Genomic DNA, 14866 nt, shown 5'->3' on the forward strand with positions numbered 1-14866 from the left:
GCAACGCACACCGCGCGGGAACGGTTCAATTCCGGGACCGCGAGCCCGAAGATGTCGGGGACATGGCGGCCCGGTAACGATCACCGGGGACGGAACTAGACATTCCGTCAAGGCGGTGCGAGGGGCTCTCCGCGCTCAGTAGAGTCCGCGATGTGAACGCCTATACGAATTCCGTACGCTTCGCCGTGCTGGGGCCGGTCCGGGCGTGGCGCGGTGAACGAGAGCTGGACCTCGGCTCGCCCCAGCAGCGAGCCGTGCTGGTGGCACTGCTGTTACGCAGAGGACGACCCGCCACTCTCGAAGAACTCCTCGACGCCGTCTGGGGCGAGGAACGCCCGGCGGCGGCCGTGTCCGTCCTGCGTACGTACGTGTCGCGGCTGCGCAAGGTTCTGGAGGCCGGCAGGGAAGCGGCCGACACCCCGCGGATGATCGTCTCCGTCGGCGACGGCTATCTCGCCAGGTTCCCCGAAGAGTGCCTGGATCTGGCCGTGTTCGAGCAACAGGTCACAGCGGCGAAGAAGCTCCGTGCCGCCGGCGAGCTGACCGAGGCAGGCGAACTGCTGCACACCGCGCTCGCCGGATGGCAGGGCCCCGCGCTCGCCGGAGTCCCGGGTCCGATGGCCGAGTCGGAGCGTTCCTGGCTGAGCGAGGAGCGGCTGACCGCACTGGAGACCCGGTTGGACGTCGACGTCGAACTCGGCCGCCACGAAGAGGTGATCGCCGAACTGATCTCGCTCACCGGCCAGTACCCCCTGCGGGAACAGCAGTGCCAACTGCTCATGCTGGCGCTGTACCGGTCCGGCAGACAGGCCGAGGCCCTTGCCGTCTACCGCAGCACCCGGCGCACCCTGATCGCCGAGCTGGGCATCGAACCCGGCGCGGCGCTGCGGGAGATGCACGACCGCATACTCACCGCCGACGCCTCTCTCGTCCCCGGACCGCCACGGCGCTCCGACCCGCCGGACGAACCCGAAGGCCCGGTGGTGCCGCAGCCCGCGAGGCCTGCCCAACTCCCCGCCGACCTGCCCACCTTCGCGGGCCGACACACCGAACTCGACCGCACGCGCGCCTTGTTGCCGAGGAACGGGCACGCACCGACGACGGTGGTGATCAGTGCCATCGGCGGCATGGCGGGCATCGGCAAGACCACCCTGGCCGTGCACTGGGCCCATGAGATCGCCGGCCGCTTCCCCGACGGGCAGCTCTACATCAACCTCCGCGGCTTCGACCCGACCGGCTCGGTCGTGACACCGGACGAGGCCATCCGTACCTTCCTCGACGCGCTCGGGGTCCCCCCGATGCGCATCCCGGCGGGACTCGCGGCCCAGGCTGCGCTGTACCGCAGCATGCTCGTCGACCGCCGGGTGCTGGTCCTCCTCGACAACGCGCGCGACACCGACCAGGTCCGCCCGCTGCTGCCGGGCTCCCCCGGCTGCGTGGTCATCGTCACCAGCCGCAACCAGCTCACCGGCCTGATCGCCGGTGAGGGCGCCCATCCGCTGACGCTGGACCAGCTGACACCCGCCGAGGCGCACGACCTGCTGGCGCGCCGCCTCGGCACCGGACGGCTGGCGGCCGAGCCGCAGGCGGCCGACGAGATCATCGTGCGCTGCGCCCGGCTGCCGCTGGCCCTCGCCATCGTCGCCGCCCACGCGGCCGCGTACCCCGGCTTCCCGCTCAGCGCCATCGCCGAGGAACTGCGCGACAGCAACGGCAGCCTCGACGCCTTCGCGGGCGGCGACGACCTCACCACCGACGTACGGGCCGTCTTCTCCTGGTCGTACAAAGCGCTGTCGGACCCGGCGGCGCGGCTGTTCCGGCTGCTGGGCCTGCACTCCGGCCCCGACATCTCCTCGCCGGCCGCCGCCGCGCTCGCCGGGCTCCCGCTGCGCGAAACCCGCGCCCTGCTGGGCGAGTTGACCCGTGCCCATCTGCTCACCGAGCACTTCCCCGGCCGCTACACACTCCACGACCTGCTCCGTGTCTACGCCACCGAACGCGTCGGCGCGGAGGAGGAGCCGCAGGAGCGGGACCGGGCCGTCGAGCGGCTGCTCGCCTGGTATCTGCACACCGCCGACGCGGCGTACACGTACATCACACCGCGCCGCCGCCGGATCCGGCTCGAACCCCTGCCCGCGTCGTGCCTGCCGCTGGAGTTCAGCACGCACGAGCAGGCGCTGGACTGGTGCGAGACCGAGCGGGCCAATCTGGTCACCGCGGTGAACCAGGCCGCCACGTCCGGGCACCCGGGCATCGCATGGCGGCTGCCCGCCGTCCTGTGGGGTTTCTTCTACCTCCGCAGCCATCTGCACGACTGGGTCGACACCGCGGCCGTCGGACTCGCCGCCGCCCGCGCCGCCCAGCACCGCTGGGGCGAGGCGCAGGCCCTCGCGGACATGGCCGCCGCGCTGCGCAGCGCGGGCCGGCTCGACGAGGCCATCGACCATCTGTGGCAGGCGATGATCGCCTACCGGGAGCTGGGGGACGCGGACGGCCGCGGCTCTGCCGTGGCCAACCTCGGCGACGTCTACCTGCAGACCGGGCAGTTCGCCAAGGCGCTGGAGTACACCCGTCGTGGCCTGGTCATCGAGCGGGCCGTCGGCACCGTCTGGGGCGAGGGGATCCTGCTGAGCAACCTGGGCGACGCCTACCAGGGGCTCGGCAGGTTCGACGAGGCCCTGGAGTGCATGGAGCAGTCGCTGACCATCCTGCGCGACAGCGGTAACAGCTGGGTGGAGGGCGTCGCGCTCGACATCCTCGGCACGATCCACCGCAAGCTCGGCCGGTACGACGAGTCGATGGCGTTCTACGAGCAGGCGCTCGCCACCCACCGGGCCGTCGGCAACCGGTGGGGCGAGGGTCATACGCTGGGCCATCTCGGCGACGTCCATCTGGAGGCCGACCAGCCGGAGGCCGCGCGGGTGAGCTGGCGCCAAGCGCTCGCGATCTTCGCGGACTTCAACCACCCGGACGCCGAACAGGTCCGCGAACGGCTCGGCCGGCTGGCGAACACAACGCGGGAGAGCACAACGGCGGACGGCTCCACGGACCCGGCAAACGGGCCCGTGGGCGTGGTAAACGGTCACGTCGGCCGCACAAACGGTCACACCGATGCGGCCGGCGGGTCCGGCGCGGTGGACGGACCGCCCGAAGCGCGCGCCAGGAGCGCAGCGCATCGACGGACCGCCTGACATGATTTCCCCTTTACCGTGGCTCGCCGTGGTCCCGGAGCGGACCACGGCGAGCTTGCACTTCGGTACAACGGATCACCGGCGGAAACGGTTCAACCGCCAGGTCAGCCCGCGTCGTGATAGGCGCGGCCACTGGCGTTGGGTGTCGTGCCGTTGTAAAGACCCGTCGGGCTGGTCACGGTGGAGAGGGTGAACCAGGCGTAGCGCTCCATGAAGTCAAGACTGTTCAGCATTTGCGTCGATGACTTGATGAAGTCGGTCTGCTCCTGCTCGCTGGGATACCGAGCCGGGCCCTTGGACCAGTCGATCAGGCCGTATTCGGTCAGCCAGATCGGCTTGTGGTAGCGGTCGTGCACCGCCTGGAGGTAGCCGCGCAGCTGGTTGGCGGCGTCCGGGCCGAAGTCGGACCCGTACCAGTGCAGGGGGATGAAGTCGACGCGCAGATTGCGCTGCTGCGCTCCCTGCATGAAGCGGTCCAGCCAGCCGCCGGGGACGTCTCCGCCGTACGAGACGGCGGGTGCGCCGAGCCGCAGCCCGGTGGACTGCAGCCGGGGCCACAGGTCCAGGGCCTGCTCGGGGGACATGTTGGCCTGCGTGCCCGAGTCGGGCTCGTTGAAGCCGAGCAGCTCCGTGCCCTCCTGGCGGGCATGGTTCAGTTCGTCGTCGGTGACCGAGCCGGGGCCCCAGATCATCGGGACGTACTCGACACCGTTCGGCTTGGCCACAGCGCCACTGGACGAGGCCCAGTTGTAGTACCAGGACGCACCGGAGTCGGCGAGGGCCTGGGAGGCGCCGTCGACCGGGTTGAGGCTGACACCCTTACGGTGCGACGCCGGCGCCACCGGGGCGGGCGGCGGCGGGTTGTTGACGACGGGGGCGGGCGCCGGGGCGCTGCCGGTCCCGAACGACACCGTCAGACCACTGCACTTGGTGCACTGGTACATCACCTTGTTGCCCGCCTCGGCGTCCTGCTTGGACCAGGCGTACGCGGTGGGGCACTTCTGGTTGATCATGTCGCTGTACGGCGTCTTGGCGTCCCGGTTCGGGTTGACGCACACCAGCGACTTGCCCGTGGCCTGGTCCTTCTGCAGGTTGTCGGCCGGGCAGGCGGACAGCAGATCCTCGGGGCAGCCCGCCACGGCGCACTCGCCGCTCGCGGGTGGTGCCACGTCGTTGGGGGTGATGGTGACAGGGGCCGATACGGCGTTGACGTAGCTCACGTCGTACCAGGGCGCCAGGGAGTCGGCCGGGTCGAAGTTGAACTCGGCGAGGCTCGCGGGCTGTTCGCCGAGCGAGCAGTGGTCCACGAAGGGCCCGCAGTCACCGACGGCACAGTGGAACGTGCTGCCGTTGTCACCGGAGCAGCCCTGGCGGGCGAAGAACGTGCCGCGCCAGTGCCCGGCACCCTCCCGCTCGGGAATGGTGATGGTGGCGGCCTGGCCGGGGTCGAGCGTCGGCAGCCCGGTGAGCTCGGCCGAACCGTCGGCGTTGACCCTGCTGCCGACCCAGATCCGGCCGTCCGTCTTGTTCTGCAGGGTGATGGTGTGGTCGGCGACGGCACCGGCCGCTGCGATGCTCCCGCTGTCGGAGCGGTGCGTCTGGATCGCTACGGCGGTGCCTGTCACACCGACGATGACCAGCAGCAGCGCCAGCAGGAATGATGTGCGTCTGCGCATAGAGCGTGCCTCTCCATTGGGCTTACGCGGGTTGGTTGATCGATTTCGCTTGCGCAGGCACGACGGATGGGCGGGGTGGTTGGTTCATCCGGTGACGGATGTCATGCTCATTTTCGCGCCCTGCCCTGCGTTTTCGCCTGAACGTGCTGCGGACTGGCGGTATTTGACGGCACGTCAAACGGGCGAGGCGTCGTAGGACTGAGCGGGCTGTCGTACGCCTCGCGCACGATCGACCGGCCCTCGCTGTCGAGCATGGACTGCGGGATGTCGATCGACCTGGTGTGCAGTTCGGGGGAGGTGGGCAGTGAGACCGGGCTCATCAGAGGAGAGTTGGTCACGAAGGCTGATTCCGACGCACTGTCGTCCAGTATGTGCCGGTGCTCGGAGGCGACGAAGGTGTGACCGTCGGTCAGCTCGCCCCTGCGCGGCGTCGAGACGGCGTGGGTGGTCGATTCCCTGAGGTTGGTCTGTGCGGCCACTTCGAATTCGTGGCCGCCGCTGAATTCGTTCTGACCGGGCCCCTGGAAACCGGACCTGATCGAGGAACCCACCGCCGGTGCCGGGCGCTCCCATTGCTCGCGGAGATCCGCGGTCGCCCTCAGGTCGGCGGCGGTCGGGGGCGCGTCCCGCAGCAGCTCTCTCCGCTGCGCGTTGCCGGCGAACCGCACCACGGTCGGTATGGTCTCGGGGGATTCCTCGAAGACCTTCTGCCACTTCTTGTCGGTTCTGACCAGATTCAGGACCGCGTCCTCGAAAGCCTCGTGCTGGCGTGGCGACAGCTTCTTGATCTGGCTTTCGAGGCGGATCATCCGCTCCTCGTGCACCGACATCCCGGCGCCGGCCGACTGCTGCGGCTCGCCCTGCGGGTATCCGGACCAACCACCGCCGTCGCCGCCGCCACTCGCGCCGCCACCCACGCCACCGCCACCGCCCGCGGGCGCCGGCGCGGACCGGCCCCTGATGCGGTCCATGAGACGGCGCCAGAGGTCGGCGATCTCTGTCCCGAGGTCCGCAGGGCCTTCCTCACCCCGCTGCTTGCCCAGCTGGTGATCGGTCTTGATCAGATCGCGCGCCAGCCGGACTTCGGGGCGCTGCCTGGCGAACCGGTTCCTGGTCAACCGGTTCCTGGTCGAGGAAGCCGTGTTCGCGTCCGCCACGGTGCCCCTCTTTCAGGTCGGAGGTGCTGACACGAGCGACAACGGACCTCCGGGCGGAACGGTTCAACCCCGGTGCCGACATGTGCGTACCTCCCGACCTGTCGGCGGTGGTCCCGGCACAACGGCCGCGCCCCGGGGACGCGGCCGTTGTACGTCGAGCTGGCTGGTGCGGTGTGCGTCGGCCGTTTACCGCGGCTAGCGGCGGACGACCTTCTTCCCCTTCTCCCGCTGCGCGCCCTGTCCGCTTGTTTCCGCCGGGACGCTCGAGTTGCTGTGCTGGCTCTGGGCGTAATCGCCCTGCGGAAGGTAGCTCGCGGCCGAGTTACCGCCGGCCGGCGAGTAATTGACGGGCCCGTACGACGACATGGAGGGATTGCTCCCTTGCTGCGAGCCGTAGCCACCGCCGTACGGCGACTGCTGCGCGTCAAAGCCACCCGCGTACGGCGACTGCTGCGCGTTAAAGCCACCGCCGTACGTCGGCTGCTGCGTAAAGCGCGGGTCGTGTGCGGGGGTGTGCTCGGCGTAAAGAGGCTGTTCCTGCCAGTCCTCGTGCGAGCCTACGTTGCTGGTCGAGTCGTGTGAGGACGGGAACGATCCGGGTACCATCTCGCCCGGCTCGTATCCGATGTTCGTGTTGTTGTGGGCCCTCCCCTCGTACACCGGCAACTCGTACGCGGGGTCACTGGCTTCCCGCTCCCGCTCCGCCTTGTGGAAGTGGTGCGTCGCCTCGCCGACGGTGCTGCCGCCGCCGATCCAGGTCCCGGCCTGGCCGGCCCACTTGGCTGCCTCCCCGCTGCCGGCGGCGCCCCAGGCGTTCCCCACCGCGGAGACGATCCGGCCGGCGCTCAAGGCCTCCTGCGCGGTGTCGCGCATGCCACCGCCCTGGACACGCTTCCGCTCCGTGTTGAGTTCGGAGGCGCCCATATAGGCCTGACCTGCGACTCCCACCACCTTGAAGGCGACGCCCGCTTTTCCAGGGACGGCCTCCCCGATCGAAGTCGCCAGCTGGGGAGCGACGTCGATCACGGCCTTCTTGATCCTCTTGTCGTGCTTGCTGACCCAGGCCTTCGTGTTCGCGGCGAACGTCTTGAGCTTGCCGCCCACGCCCGCGAAGTACGTACGACTCGTCTGGTCGTACACGGCCGTCCCCGGCGTCGTGCCGGCCGGAAGCTGGGGTGCGTCGTTGGGTACGGGCCTGGACGAGGTGCGGATGTTCCCGCTCCTCGCGTCAATATGGACCGACATGACGGACTGGACGGAATCGTTGGAATTACCGCTGTCGTCTGAGTGTTCTGAGCCTGCCATTTTCACCCTTCCTTAGGGCTGGATGGTTACTCCCTACGGAGCCTGTGGCGGCGCCGTATCCGGGCGCTGCCGACCGGATAAGACTCCGCTCACCGAGCACAACGCGTGCGCCGGAGCATCGGTTCATCGCCCTCAGCCCCCGGCGGACAGGTCAGCTCGACGGCTGCTCGGTCGGTGGTCTTTCCCAACTCGGCTGCTTCTGCCCCTGCGGTGGCGGTGGCGGTGGCGGTGGCGGTGGCGGTGGCGGTGGTGCGAACGGATCCATCGCGTCGACGGGAGGAACCTCCTTCCCGCGGTGGGCACCAGGCTTGCATCCGGCGAAGGGGCCCTGCGGGTCCCGCAGCGCTGCCATGACCGGCGAGAGGAAGTCGCGATGCCAGCTGGCAGGTCCTGACATGTTGGAGCCGGGCCCGGTCAGATGCCCCCAGGCGAGCCACAGGCCGTGCAACTGGGCGACGGCTTCAGCGTGTTCCCACCAGCGGGAGCACCAAGGGGCCTGGGAGCTGACTTCCCTGCCGTAGACCGGCAGCAGTACATGGTGGGTCCACAGTGTCAGCTGACGCAGCGTGTTCGCGTAGGCGGGCCCTTCCATGTAGAGGATGAAGTGCGGTGGCGTGAGGGGCTTCTCCGGATCGGGAGCGGCGCCTCCCCCGGGCCCAGGCACCTCGGGCTTCTCCGGCGGCGCAGTAGACATCGGCCCTCCTGTCAATGGTGAGTTCGGCGTACGGGACTCAGGCGTCCGGGCGTACCGCTCCCAGGATCGGCATCGACGCCGCCGGTGACTCGTACACCCAACGCCCCGGGCGCGGGGCCTGGATGATCTGGCCGTCGCCCACGTAGATGGCGACGTGGCTGGCGTCAGCGAAGTAGATGATGAGGTCCCCCGGGCGCATGTCGTCGACCGGGATGTGCTTCAACTGCCGCCACTGCTCCTCCGACGTACGGGGGATGGGGTGGCCCGCCGCGAGCCAGGCCTGCGAGGTGAGGCCTGAGCAGTCGAAGGAGCTGGGGCCTTCGGCGCCCCACACGTACGGCTTGCCGATCTGCTTGGCGGCGTAGGCGACGGCCTTCCGACCGGCCGAAGTCCCCTTCTTGCCGACCTTCTTGAGGACGCCGGTGCTCACCCACTGCGCCTGGGCGTCGGCCTCCTCCTGGCGCTCCAGCGCCGCGATCCGCTGGAGCTGCTTCGCGGCCAGCTGCGACTCCAGCTGCTTCGCCGCCTTGATGTGCTTCTCGATCTTCTGCTGCTGGTCCTTCTGGGTGCGACGGGTCGCCTTCAGGTCCTTCAGCTCGTCGGAGGCGTCGTCGGTGCGGTGCCGCAGGTCCTCGCGCGTGGTGCCGAGCGCGGCCAGCACGCTGTGCCTGGCCTGCTGCGCCTTGCGGTTCAAGGACGCGTTGTCCAGGGCGGTCGCCGGGTCGTCGTCGAGGACGAACTGCATCTCGGCGGGCAGGCCGCCGCCCCGGTACTGGGCCCTGGCCACCGCCGCCGCCTGCGAGTTGAGGACGGACAGCTTCGCCTCGGTCGTCTTGACCTGGGCGTTGAGCTTGTCGATGCGCTTCTTCTGCTTGGCCACCTTCTCGTCGGCGGCGTTGTACTTGTCCGTGGCGACTTCCGCTTGGTGATAAAGGGTGTCCAGTTGGGCACGTACCTGGGTGAGAGTCGCGGGGTCGGCACGGGCGATCTGCTGGGTCGTCACCGTCAGGGCGCAGGCCAGGACGACGGCAGCCGCCGTCCGGTAGCTGTGCGCGCGCAGGGGCCGTCTCATCTGGGCCGAAGCTCCCTTCGTCCGCGTCGATCGGGGTAGGGGCCCAAGGGGCCCGTCCGCACAACGGACGTGGGAGTTCGGCGGTTCAAGGTCGCGTGAACCGGCCGCGTGCGACATCCGTTGTGCGCGAGAGGGCCGTACGGCAGACGAAAGGGTCGTTGTGGGAGTGGAGTTGTTGCTGCTGGCGCTGTGCACGGGGCTCGGCCTCGGCTTTCTGCTGCTCGCCGTGCGGTCCGTGCTGGCGGCCCTGCGCCTGTGGCTGCGCGGCCTGCGGGTGATGGGTGTCGTGACGGCGCGTGGCACGTCGGACCGGCGGCGCGGCGGGCTCGTGATGTTCGCCGACCACCTCGGCCGCAGCCTCGTCTTCGACCCGGGCAGGCGCGGCCCCTGGTGCGGGCTGCCGCGCCTGGGCCGCAGCGTCCCGGTCGTCTACGCGCGGAACCAGCCCACGTCCGCCGGGCTGTGGACGGCGCGGTACCTGCTGTCGCCCGCCTTCGGCTGGTTCCTGTCCTCGACGCTGGCGTTCGGCGCCGGGGTGCTCATGACGGCGTGACCGTGACCCGCGACCGGCCCCCCGCCCGCGAGTCACACCCAGCCGGGAGTCACACCCGGCCCGGGGCCTGTTTGCCGAGGCTCACGCCCGTCAGCCGCGCCGCGGCGCGTGCCGTGATCGCCGCCGTCTCCGCCTTCGCCGCCGCCGCGATGGCGCCCGAGCCCGGCTCCTTGTACCAGGGGCGCAGCCGGATCAGGGCCGGCTTGACGCCCGTCGCGAGCAGCAGCGCCGTGCCCTTGGGCAGGGCCCGGATCTTGTCGGGCGGCAGGACGGACTCCTGGCGGTACGAGTACGAGCGCGACGTGCCGTCCTTGCTGCGCGAGATGCTCGGGGTGCGCACGTCGTACTGGCCGACGAGCGTGGAGATCTTCTGGACGAAGTCGGCGTCGTCCAGGCCGGCGCCGAGCAGCTTGATGGTCGCCGCGCTCCACAGCGCGTCCATGCCCACGTCGCCCCAGACCCGGGCGCCCTGCCGGTAACTCTGCAGCAGCGTCACGACGTTGATGCCACGTGAGCCGAAGTGCGAGTAGAGGTCGGGCAGGTCGGAGATGCGGCACACGTTCGCCGCCTCGTCGAGCACCGCGGTCAGCGGCGGGTCGAGCCGGCCGCCCATGCGCTCGGCGGCCACCACACCGGCCCGCATCGTCGCGTCGGCGATGCCCGCGATGACACCGGCCGCCGAGCCACCGCCGTCCTTGGACAGCAGGTACAGCGTGTCCGAGCTCAGGACATGCAGGTCGGGGCGGAACTCGGGCAGCGAAGGATCGGGCGTGACCCAGGCGAGGATGTCGGGGTCGAGGAGGCAGGACACGGTCTGCCGCGCCGTCTCGAAGATGCCGTCCCTGGTCTCCACAGCGCCACGCACCGTGCCCTGCAACTGCTCGGCCATCGCGACGAGTCCGGTGTCACGGAGCAGGTCGACCGGGGTGCGGTCGGCGGGGTCGGCGAGCCAGCCGAGGAGCTGCTGGACCGAGGTGTTGCTGCGGGCCGCCGCGAGGAACAGGGCGGTCAGGGTGTTCTGGGCGGCCGAGATCCAGAAGTCCTTCTTCGCCGTGTCGTCGTTGACGGAGGCCACGAAGTGCCCGGCGAGCCGGCGCGCGCCCTCGGTGGTGTGGCACTCGGCGAGCATGTTCCACCACATGGCGCGCGGGCTGTGCGCGATGCCCTGCGGGTCGAACGTCCAGACCGTGCCTACCTCTTCGCGGGCGGCGCGCGTGACGGCGTACACGTCGGACTTGTTGGAGGTCAGCAGCACCGCGCCCTGCGCGCGCAGCACGCGCGGCACGGCGATGCCGGTCGACTTGCCGGCGCGCGGCGCCATGAGGTCGAGCTCCACGTCCTCGTAACTGCTGCGCAGCTCGGGCCCCTTGGGGTCGAGTTCGCCGAGGAGGTTGCCCGTCTCGTCCGGGTCGAGCCGCCCCCTGCCCTTGAGCGTCGGCCGCAGTTCGCGGGCGCGCGCCTCGATGCCCTTGGGGCACATCGCGGCGAGGTCCCGGCTGTTGGCGAGGCCCTTGGGGCGGTTGCTGCGGCCCAGGATCAGGATCACGGCGAGGATGACCGGGATCGCGACGATCGCGAGCAGGCCGAAGATGCCCGCGTAGACGGCGGTGGTCGGCGTCGTGGGCCACAGCGCGACCGGCCCGTCGGAGACCAGGCTGGAGACGGTCGACATGGCGAACGGCGGGGTGTCCCAGCCGTGTCCGGAGAAACCGGCGCCGATCGTGCCGCCCGACCAGGCGACGGTGAACATCAGCAGGCCCGTGCCGGCGACGGCCACGATGGCCCAGGGCAGCAGGTCGTGCAGATCGCCGCCGCGCTGTCCGCTCATGCGGTCCACCTCCCGGGTGCTTCGATGCCGGGGGCGCCGGGTCCGCCGGGGAAGGGCGGGGGCCCTTCCTGAGCGGCCCGTTGCACCTGCCCGGTGGCCTTGGCCACGGCCTCTTCGAGCGTCTGCTCGTTCGGCGTCCAGCGGGTGTTGGTGTTGTGCAGCCGGCGCTCCGCGTCGGTGATGGCGACCTTGATCGGGATGCCGGGGCGGCCACCGACCTTGATCAGGAAGCGGCCACGGCCGGGCGGTTCCTCGTCCTCGCCGTTGACACCCCAGCCGGGGGGCGACGACCAGGAGGAGACGAGTTCGATCTCGCGCCGGGACAGCCCGACGACCTTGCCGAGATCCTCCATCTCGGTCTTCGGCAGCCCCGCGCACACCACCATCCCGGCACGCTCGACGAAGCCGCGCGCCTTGGCGCGGTCGGCGTCCGTGCCGAGTGCTTCGGCGTCCTTGAGGGTGTGGGTGATCTTGGCGTCGCCGAGACCGAGGGAACGGTTGAGGCGGGTGAGCGCGTCGATACGGTCGACGATGCCGGACGCCGCGCGCAGCGGGCGCCACAGCTCGTCCAGCACGGTGAAGAACCAGCGCCGCGGGGCGAGTCCGGCGTCGGCCAGCGCGTGGCAGGCCGCGACCGTACCGAGCCCGTCGGACCAGGCGGCGAGCATCGCCGCCGCCGTCAACTGGGTGTCGGCCTCGCCGATTCCGGAGATGTCGATGCACACGGCGGGCGCGTCGGGGTCGATGTGGGTCGACGTCTCGGAGGCGAAGGTGTCACCGAGCGGGCCGTCGAGGATGCCGAGCAGCGAGCGGTGCAGCGGGTCGACGGCGTCCCGGTAACGGGCGTCGTCACCGCGGTCCAGCGTCACGGCGCGCACCCGGGGCGGGCCTTCGGTGAGGACCCGCAGCACATCGGGCAGCAGCACGGTGTGCCCGGGCAAGGTGCGCTCGCGCAAGTGGTGCAGAACCGCCGAGAGCACGGACTGCTCGTGGTCGTCCATGGGCCGGCCGCGCACGATGGTGATGAGCGCGGCGACCATGTTCAGCACCCGGCCGTGTGCCTCGGCCTTCAGCACCTCACCGGCCTCGCCGCCGATCTTCGCCGCCGCCGACCCCATGGCGCCCGGGTCGAGGACGTTGATGCCGCCCCGGCCACGGCCGATGGAGATCACCTGGCCGCCGAGCGCGCGCACGGTGTCGGCGTAGTCCGGCTTGAGGTCGCCAAGTACCAGCGGGACGACGCCGGTTGCCGAGAGTCCGATCAGCATCCGGTTGATGAGCGTGGACTTGCCCAGACCCGGCATGCCGAGCATGAACAGCGAGGGGTTGGAGATGTACCGGGCCCGGGTGAACCAGCTCAGCGGGTCGCCGCAGACGGTGGCACCGGTGAACAGGTGCTGTCCGAGCGGCACTCCGGTCATCGGCGAGCCGGACCCCGCGGCGAACGGCCACATGCCGCAGGCCTGCACGGTGGTGGCGCGCCACATGGTGGGCGGGTCCATGTAGCCGACACGCCCGCCGCCCGCTCCGTACCAGCCGCGGGGCGGGACGTACAGCTCCTTGGGGCGGGGCGGCGCCTTCTCCTTGCCGCCCTTCTTGCCGCCCGCTGTCCCGCTCTTCGTCGCGCCCTTGTCGAGGCTCTGCCCCGTGACGGGCTGCGCCCCTGCCGGCTTCTTCCGCCCCGGCTTCTCCGCCCAGGGCGACTCCGGTTCGAGCAGCTCCCCCGGCGCCAGCTTGCTCGCCCGCTCCTCGGCGAGCCGGTCCGCCCGCTCGGCCAGCTTCTGTTCGCGCCGGCTCACAACGCCTCCTGCAGTTCGTGCGGTACGAGGGTCTGCTCCCACGGCAGGATCCCGGCGGGCAGGGTGCAGGTGAACGCCGCCGCCTGCATCCGGTCGGCCGGGCGCATCTGCACCCGGGAGGCCGCCGTCAGGTTCCGGATGGTGACGCTCGCGTCGGCCAGCTCCTCGGCGTTGTCGACGGTGACCGTCAGCATCAGCGAGAACTCCACAAGGCCCGCCCCCGACGCCTCCTCGTTCGCGGTCTGTTCGGCCGCGCGCACCTCGGAGGCCGCGCGGGCCTGCACCATGCCCTTGCCGGACGTCGCCATGAACTGGGCGCTGCGCCGGTCGGCTTCGACGATCCGCGCCGATGTGGCCGGGTCGATGGGCCGGTAGACCAGCGCGACCCGCTTGCGGCGGGTGCCGGGGGCCGCCTCCAGCATGCCCCGCATCACCGAGGACCGGATGGTGCCGCGCGGTGCCAGGGTCAGCATCCAGGTCCTGGAGACACCGGAGTCGTGCTGGTAGCTGTTCACGGTCTCGACCGCTGCCGCAGGACCGGCGTCCTCCCACTCCAGACCCGTACCGCCGTGCGTGGCACGGGCGTTGAGTACGTCGGCGGCGACGGCGGGGTCGTAGGCGACCCGGACGACCTCGGCGATCCGCTCGGCCGACAGCGGGTAGGCGGCGCCGCCGCCGGCGGCGACGAGTCCGCTGAGCAGACCGGGGATCCGGATCGCGAGATCCGTGATGATGTCGTCCTTCTTACGGCTCTGGCCGCCCGGGATGCCGTAGGTCAGGGTGATGTAGGTGTGCATCTCGGACGAGGCGCTGGGGTAGCGGTCGACGACCTCCTCCATCACCGCGCGTGCGGCCGGAGGGGCGTCGGAGCGGATCCGGGGCAGCACCTCGTGGGCGAGCCGGGTGCCCGGGTCGGGGGCGGTCTCCACGATCACGGAGGCGCCGCGCAGCCCCGGTTCGTGGGACAGCCGGGCCAGCCACTCGCCCCACAGGGCGACCCAGACGTCGACCTGGTCGGGGTCGATGAGCGAACCACCGTCGGGGTCGCAGCCGAGGACGATCGTGTACAGGTTGCGGACCGGGTGGTGCAGGACGCCGAAGGGACGGTCGTAGGCGTCCCGGCCCTCGGTCGCCGTGACCTTGTTCAGCAGGCCAGGCGGCCGGAACCGGCCGCCGGGGCGGGCGGACAGCGGCCCCGACACGTACAGGTGCGCGCCCTTGGCCTTCCGGCGCGACCAGCCGATGCGCAGCGTGATCAGCTGGTAGATGTTGCGGCCGTCCTGCGTACGGATGGTGAGCGGGATCAGGAACAGCAGCACGGGAACGAACACGACGAGCGCGGCGTACAGCGAGATCAGCGAGGCGAGCAGGGTGGCGATGAGGCCGCCGAACGCCCCGAAGGTGCCGACGAGTCCGAGTGGTCCGAGCCCGGGCCGCCTTGGCCTGCGCCAGTTTCCGTAGGTCGGATGAGTGACAGCTTCCGCGGACATAGGATCCGGTTTCCTTTCATGAAGTGGTCGGAGTACGGCGGCGGTTGGGGTACGGAGTACGGCGGTGGCGGTGGGACCGCGGAAGCCGCCGAGCTCCCGCC

General features: G+C 70.6%; 10 protein-coding genes. 2 read left to right on the forward strand and 8 right to left on the reverse strand.

Translation table 11 applies throughout. The features are described 5' to 3' along the window. Nucleotides 1-152: 152 nt before the first annotated feature. The gene (locus OHS57_RS17660) at nt 153-3191 is read left to right on the forward strand and encodes an AfsR/SARP family transcriptional regulator (protein WP_328582589.1); all 3039 of its coding nucleotides are present in this window, start codon (nt 153-155) and stop codon (nt 3189-3191) included. A gap of 104 nt (nt 3192-3295) precedes the next feature. Here OHS57_RS17660 and OHS57_RS17665 read toward each other — a convergent pair whose 3' ends face one another. The 5 genes from OHS57_RS17665 to OHS57_RS17685 form a co-directional block, all read right to left on the reverse strand. After that, nucleotides 3296-4867: a glycosyl hydrolase gene (locus OHS57_RS17665; protein ID WP_328582590.1), complete on the reverse strand. Its 1572-nt coding sequence runs from the start codon at nt 4865-4867 to the stop codon at nt 3296-3298. A 107-nt stretch (nt 4868-4974) separates the two neighbouring features. Then, nucleotides 4975-6024: a hypothetical protein gene (locus OHS57_RS17670; protein WP_328582591.1), complete on the reverse strand. Its 1050-nt coding sequence runs from the start codon at nt 6022-6024 to the stop codon at nt 4975-4977. A 195-nt stretch (nt 6025-6219) separates the two neighbouring features. Further along, on the reverse strand, nt 6220-7269 hold the full coding sequence (locus OHS57_RS17675; protein ID WP_328582592.1) for a hypothetical protein: 1050 nt from the start codon (nt 7267-7269) through the stop codon (nt 6220-6222). Nucleotides 7270-7480: 211 nt separating this feature from the next. Then, entirely contained in the window at nt 7481-8023 is a 543-nt protein-coding gene (locus OHS57_RS17680) for a DUF4913 domain-containing protein (RefSeq protein WP_443042911.1), read from the reverse strand. A 37-nt stretch (nt 8024-8060) separates the two neighbouring features. Then, nucleotides 8061-9095, reverse strand: coding sequence for a C40 family peptidase (locus OHS57_RS17685; RefSeq protein ID WP_052457079.1), 1035 nt, complete (start codon nt 9093-9095; stop codon nt 8061-8063). A gap of 166 nt (nt 9096-9261) precedes the next feature. On the opposite strand from OHS57_RS17685, the gene OHS57_RS17690 reads away from it, so the two are divergent. After that, nucleotides 9262-9648, forward strand: a complete 387-nt coding sequence (locus tag OHS57_RS17690) for a hypothetical protein (protein WP_328582593.1) — start codon at nt 9262-9264, stop codon at nt 9646-9648. A 49-nt stretch (nt 9649-9697) separates the two neighbouring features. Here OHS57_RS17690 and OHS57_RS17695 read toward each other — a convergent pair whose 3' ends face one another. The 3 genes from OHS57_RS17695 to OHS57_RS17705 are packed head-to-tail and all read right to left on the reverse strand — an operon-like array spanning nt 9698 to nt 14765. Beyond that, nucleotides 9698-11476, reverse strand: coding sequence for a TraM recognition domain-containing protein (locus tag OHS57_RS17695; protein ID WP_328582594.1), 1779 nt, complete (start codon nt 11474-11476; stop codon nt 9698-9700). After that, a complete protein-coding gene (locus OHS57_RS17700) occupies nt 11473-13275 on the reverse strand; it encodes an ATP/GTP-binding protein (RefSeq protein WP_328582595.1) in 1803 nt (600 codons plus the stop codon). Before OHS57_RS17700 ends, OHS57_RS17695 begins: the two co-directional genes overlap by 4 nt. Continuing rightward, nucleotides 13272-14765 (reverse strand): SCO6880 family protein, encoded by a 1494-nt coding sequence (locus OHS57_RS17705; protein ID WP_041987880.1) that lies wholly within the window; start codon nt 14763-14765, stop codon nt 13272-13274. The genes OHS57_RS17700 and OHS57_RS17705 overlap by 4 nt, the downstream gene beginning before the upstream one ends. Nucleotides 14766-14866: the final 101 nt, after the last annotated feature.

The sequence above is a fragment of the Streptomyces sp. NBC_00370 genome (genome assembly GCF_036084755.1).
Lineage (GTDB): Bacteria > Actinomycetota > Actinomycetes > Streptomycetales > Streptomycetaceae > Streptomyces.

Coding starts and splice junctions, on each gene's coding strand:
- OHS57_RS17665 (WP_328582590.1), bottom strand. CDS start 4,867: ATGCGCAGACGCACATCATTCCTGCTGGCGCTGCTGCTGGTCATCGTC.
- OHS57_RS17675 (WP_328582592.1), bottom strand. CDS start 7,269: ATGTCGGTCCATATTGACGCGAGGAGCGGGAACATCCGCACCTCGTCC.
- OHS57_RS17680 (WP_443042911.1), bottom strand. CDS start 8,023: ATGTCTACTGCGCCGCCGGAGAAGCCCGAGGTGCCTGGGCCCGGGGGA.
- OHS57_RS17685 (WP_052457079.1), bottom strand. CDS start 9,095: ATGAGACGGCCCCTGCGCGCGCACAGCTACCGGACGGCGGCTGCCGTC.
- OHS57_RS17695 (WP_328582594.1), bottom strand. CDS start 11,476: ATGAGCGGACAGCGCGGCGGCGATCTGCACGACCTGCTGCCCTGGGCC.
- OHS57_RS17705 (WP_041987880.1), bottom strand. CDS start 14,765: ATGTCCGCGGAAGCTGTCACTCATCCGACCTACGGAAACTGGCGCAGG.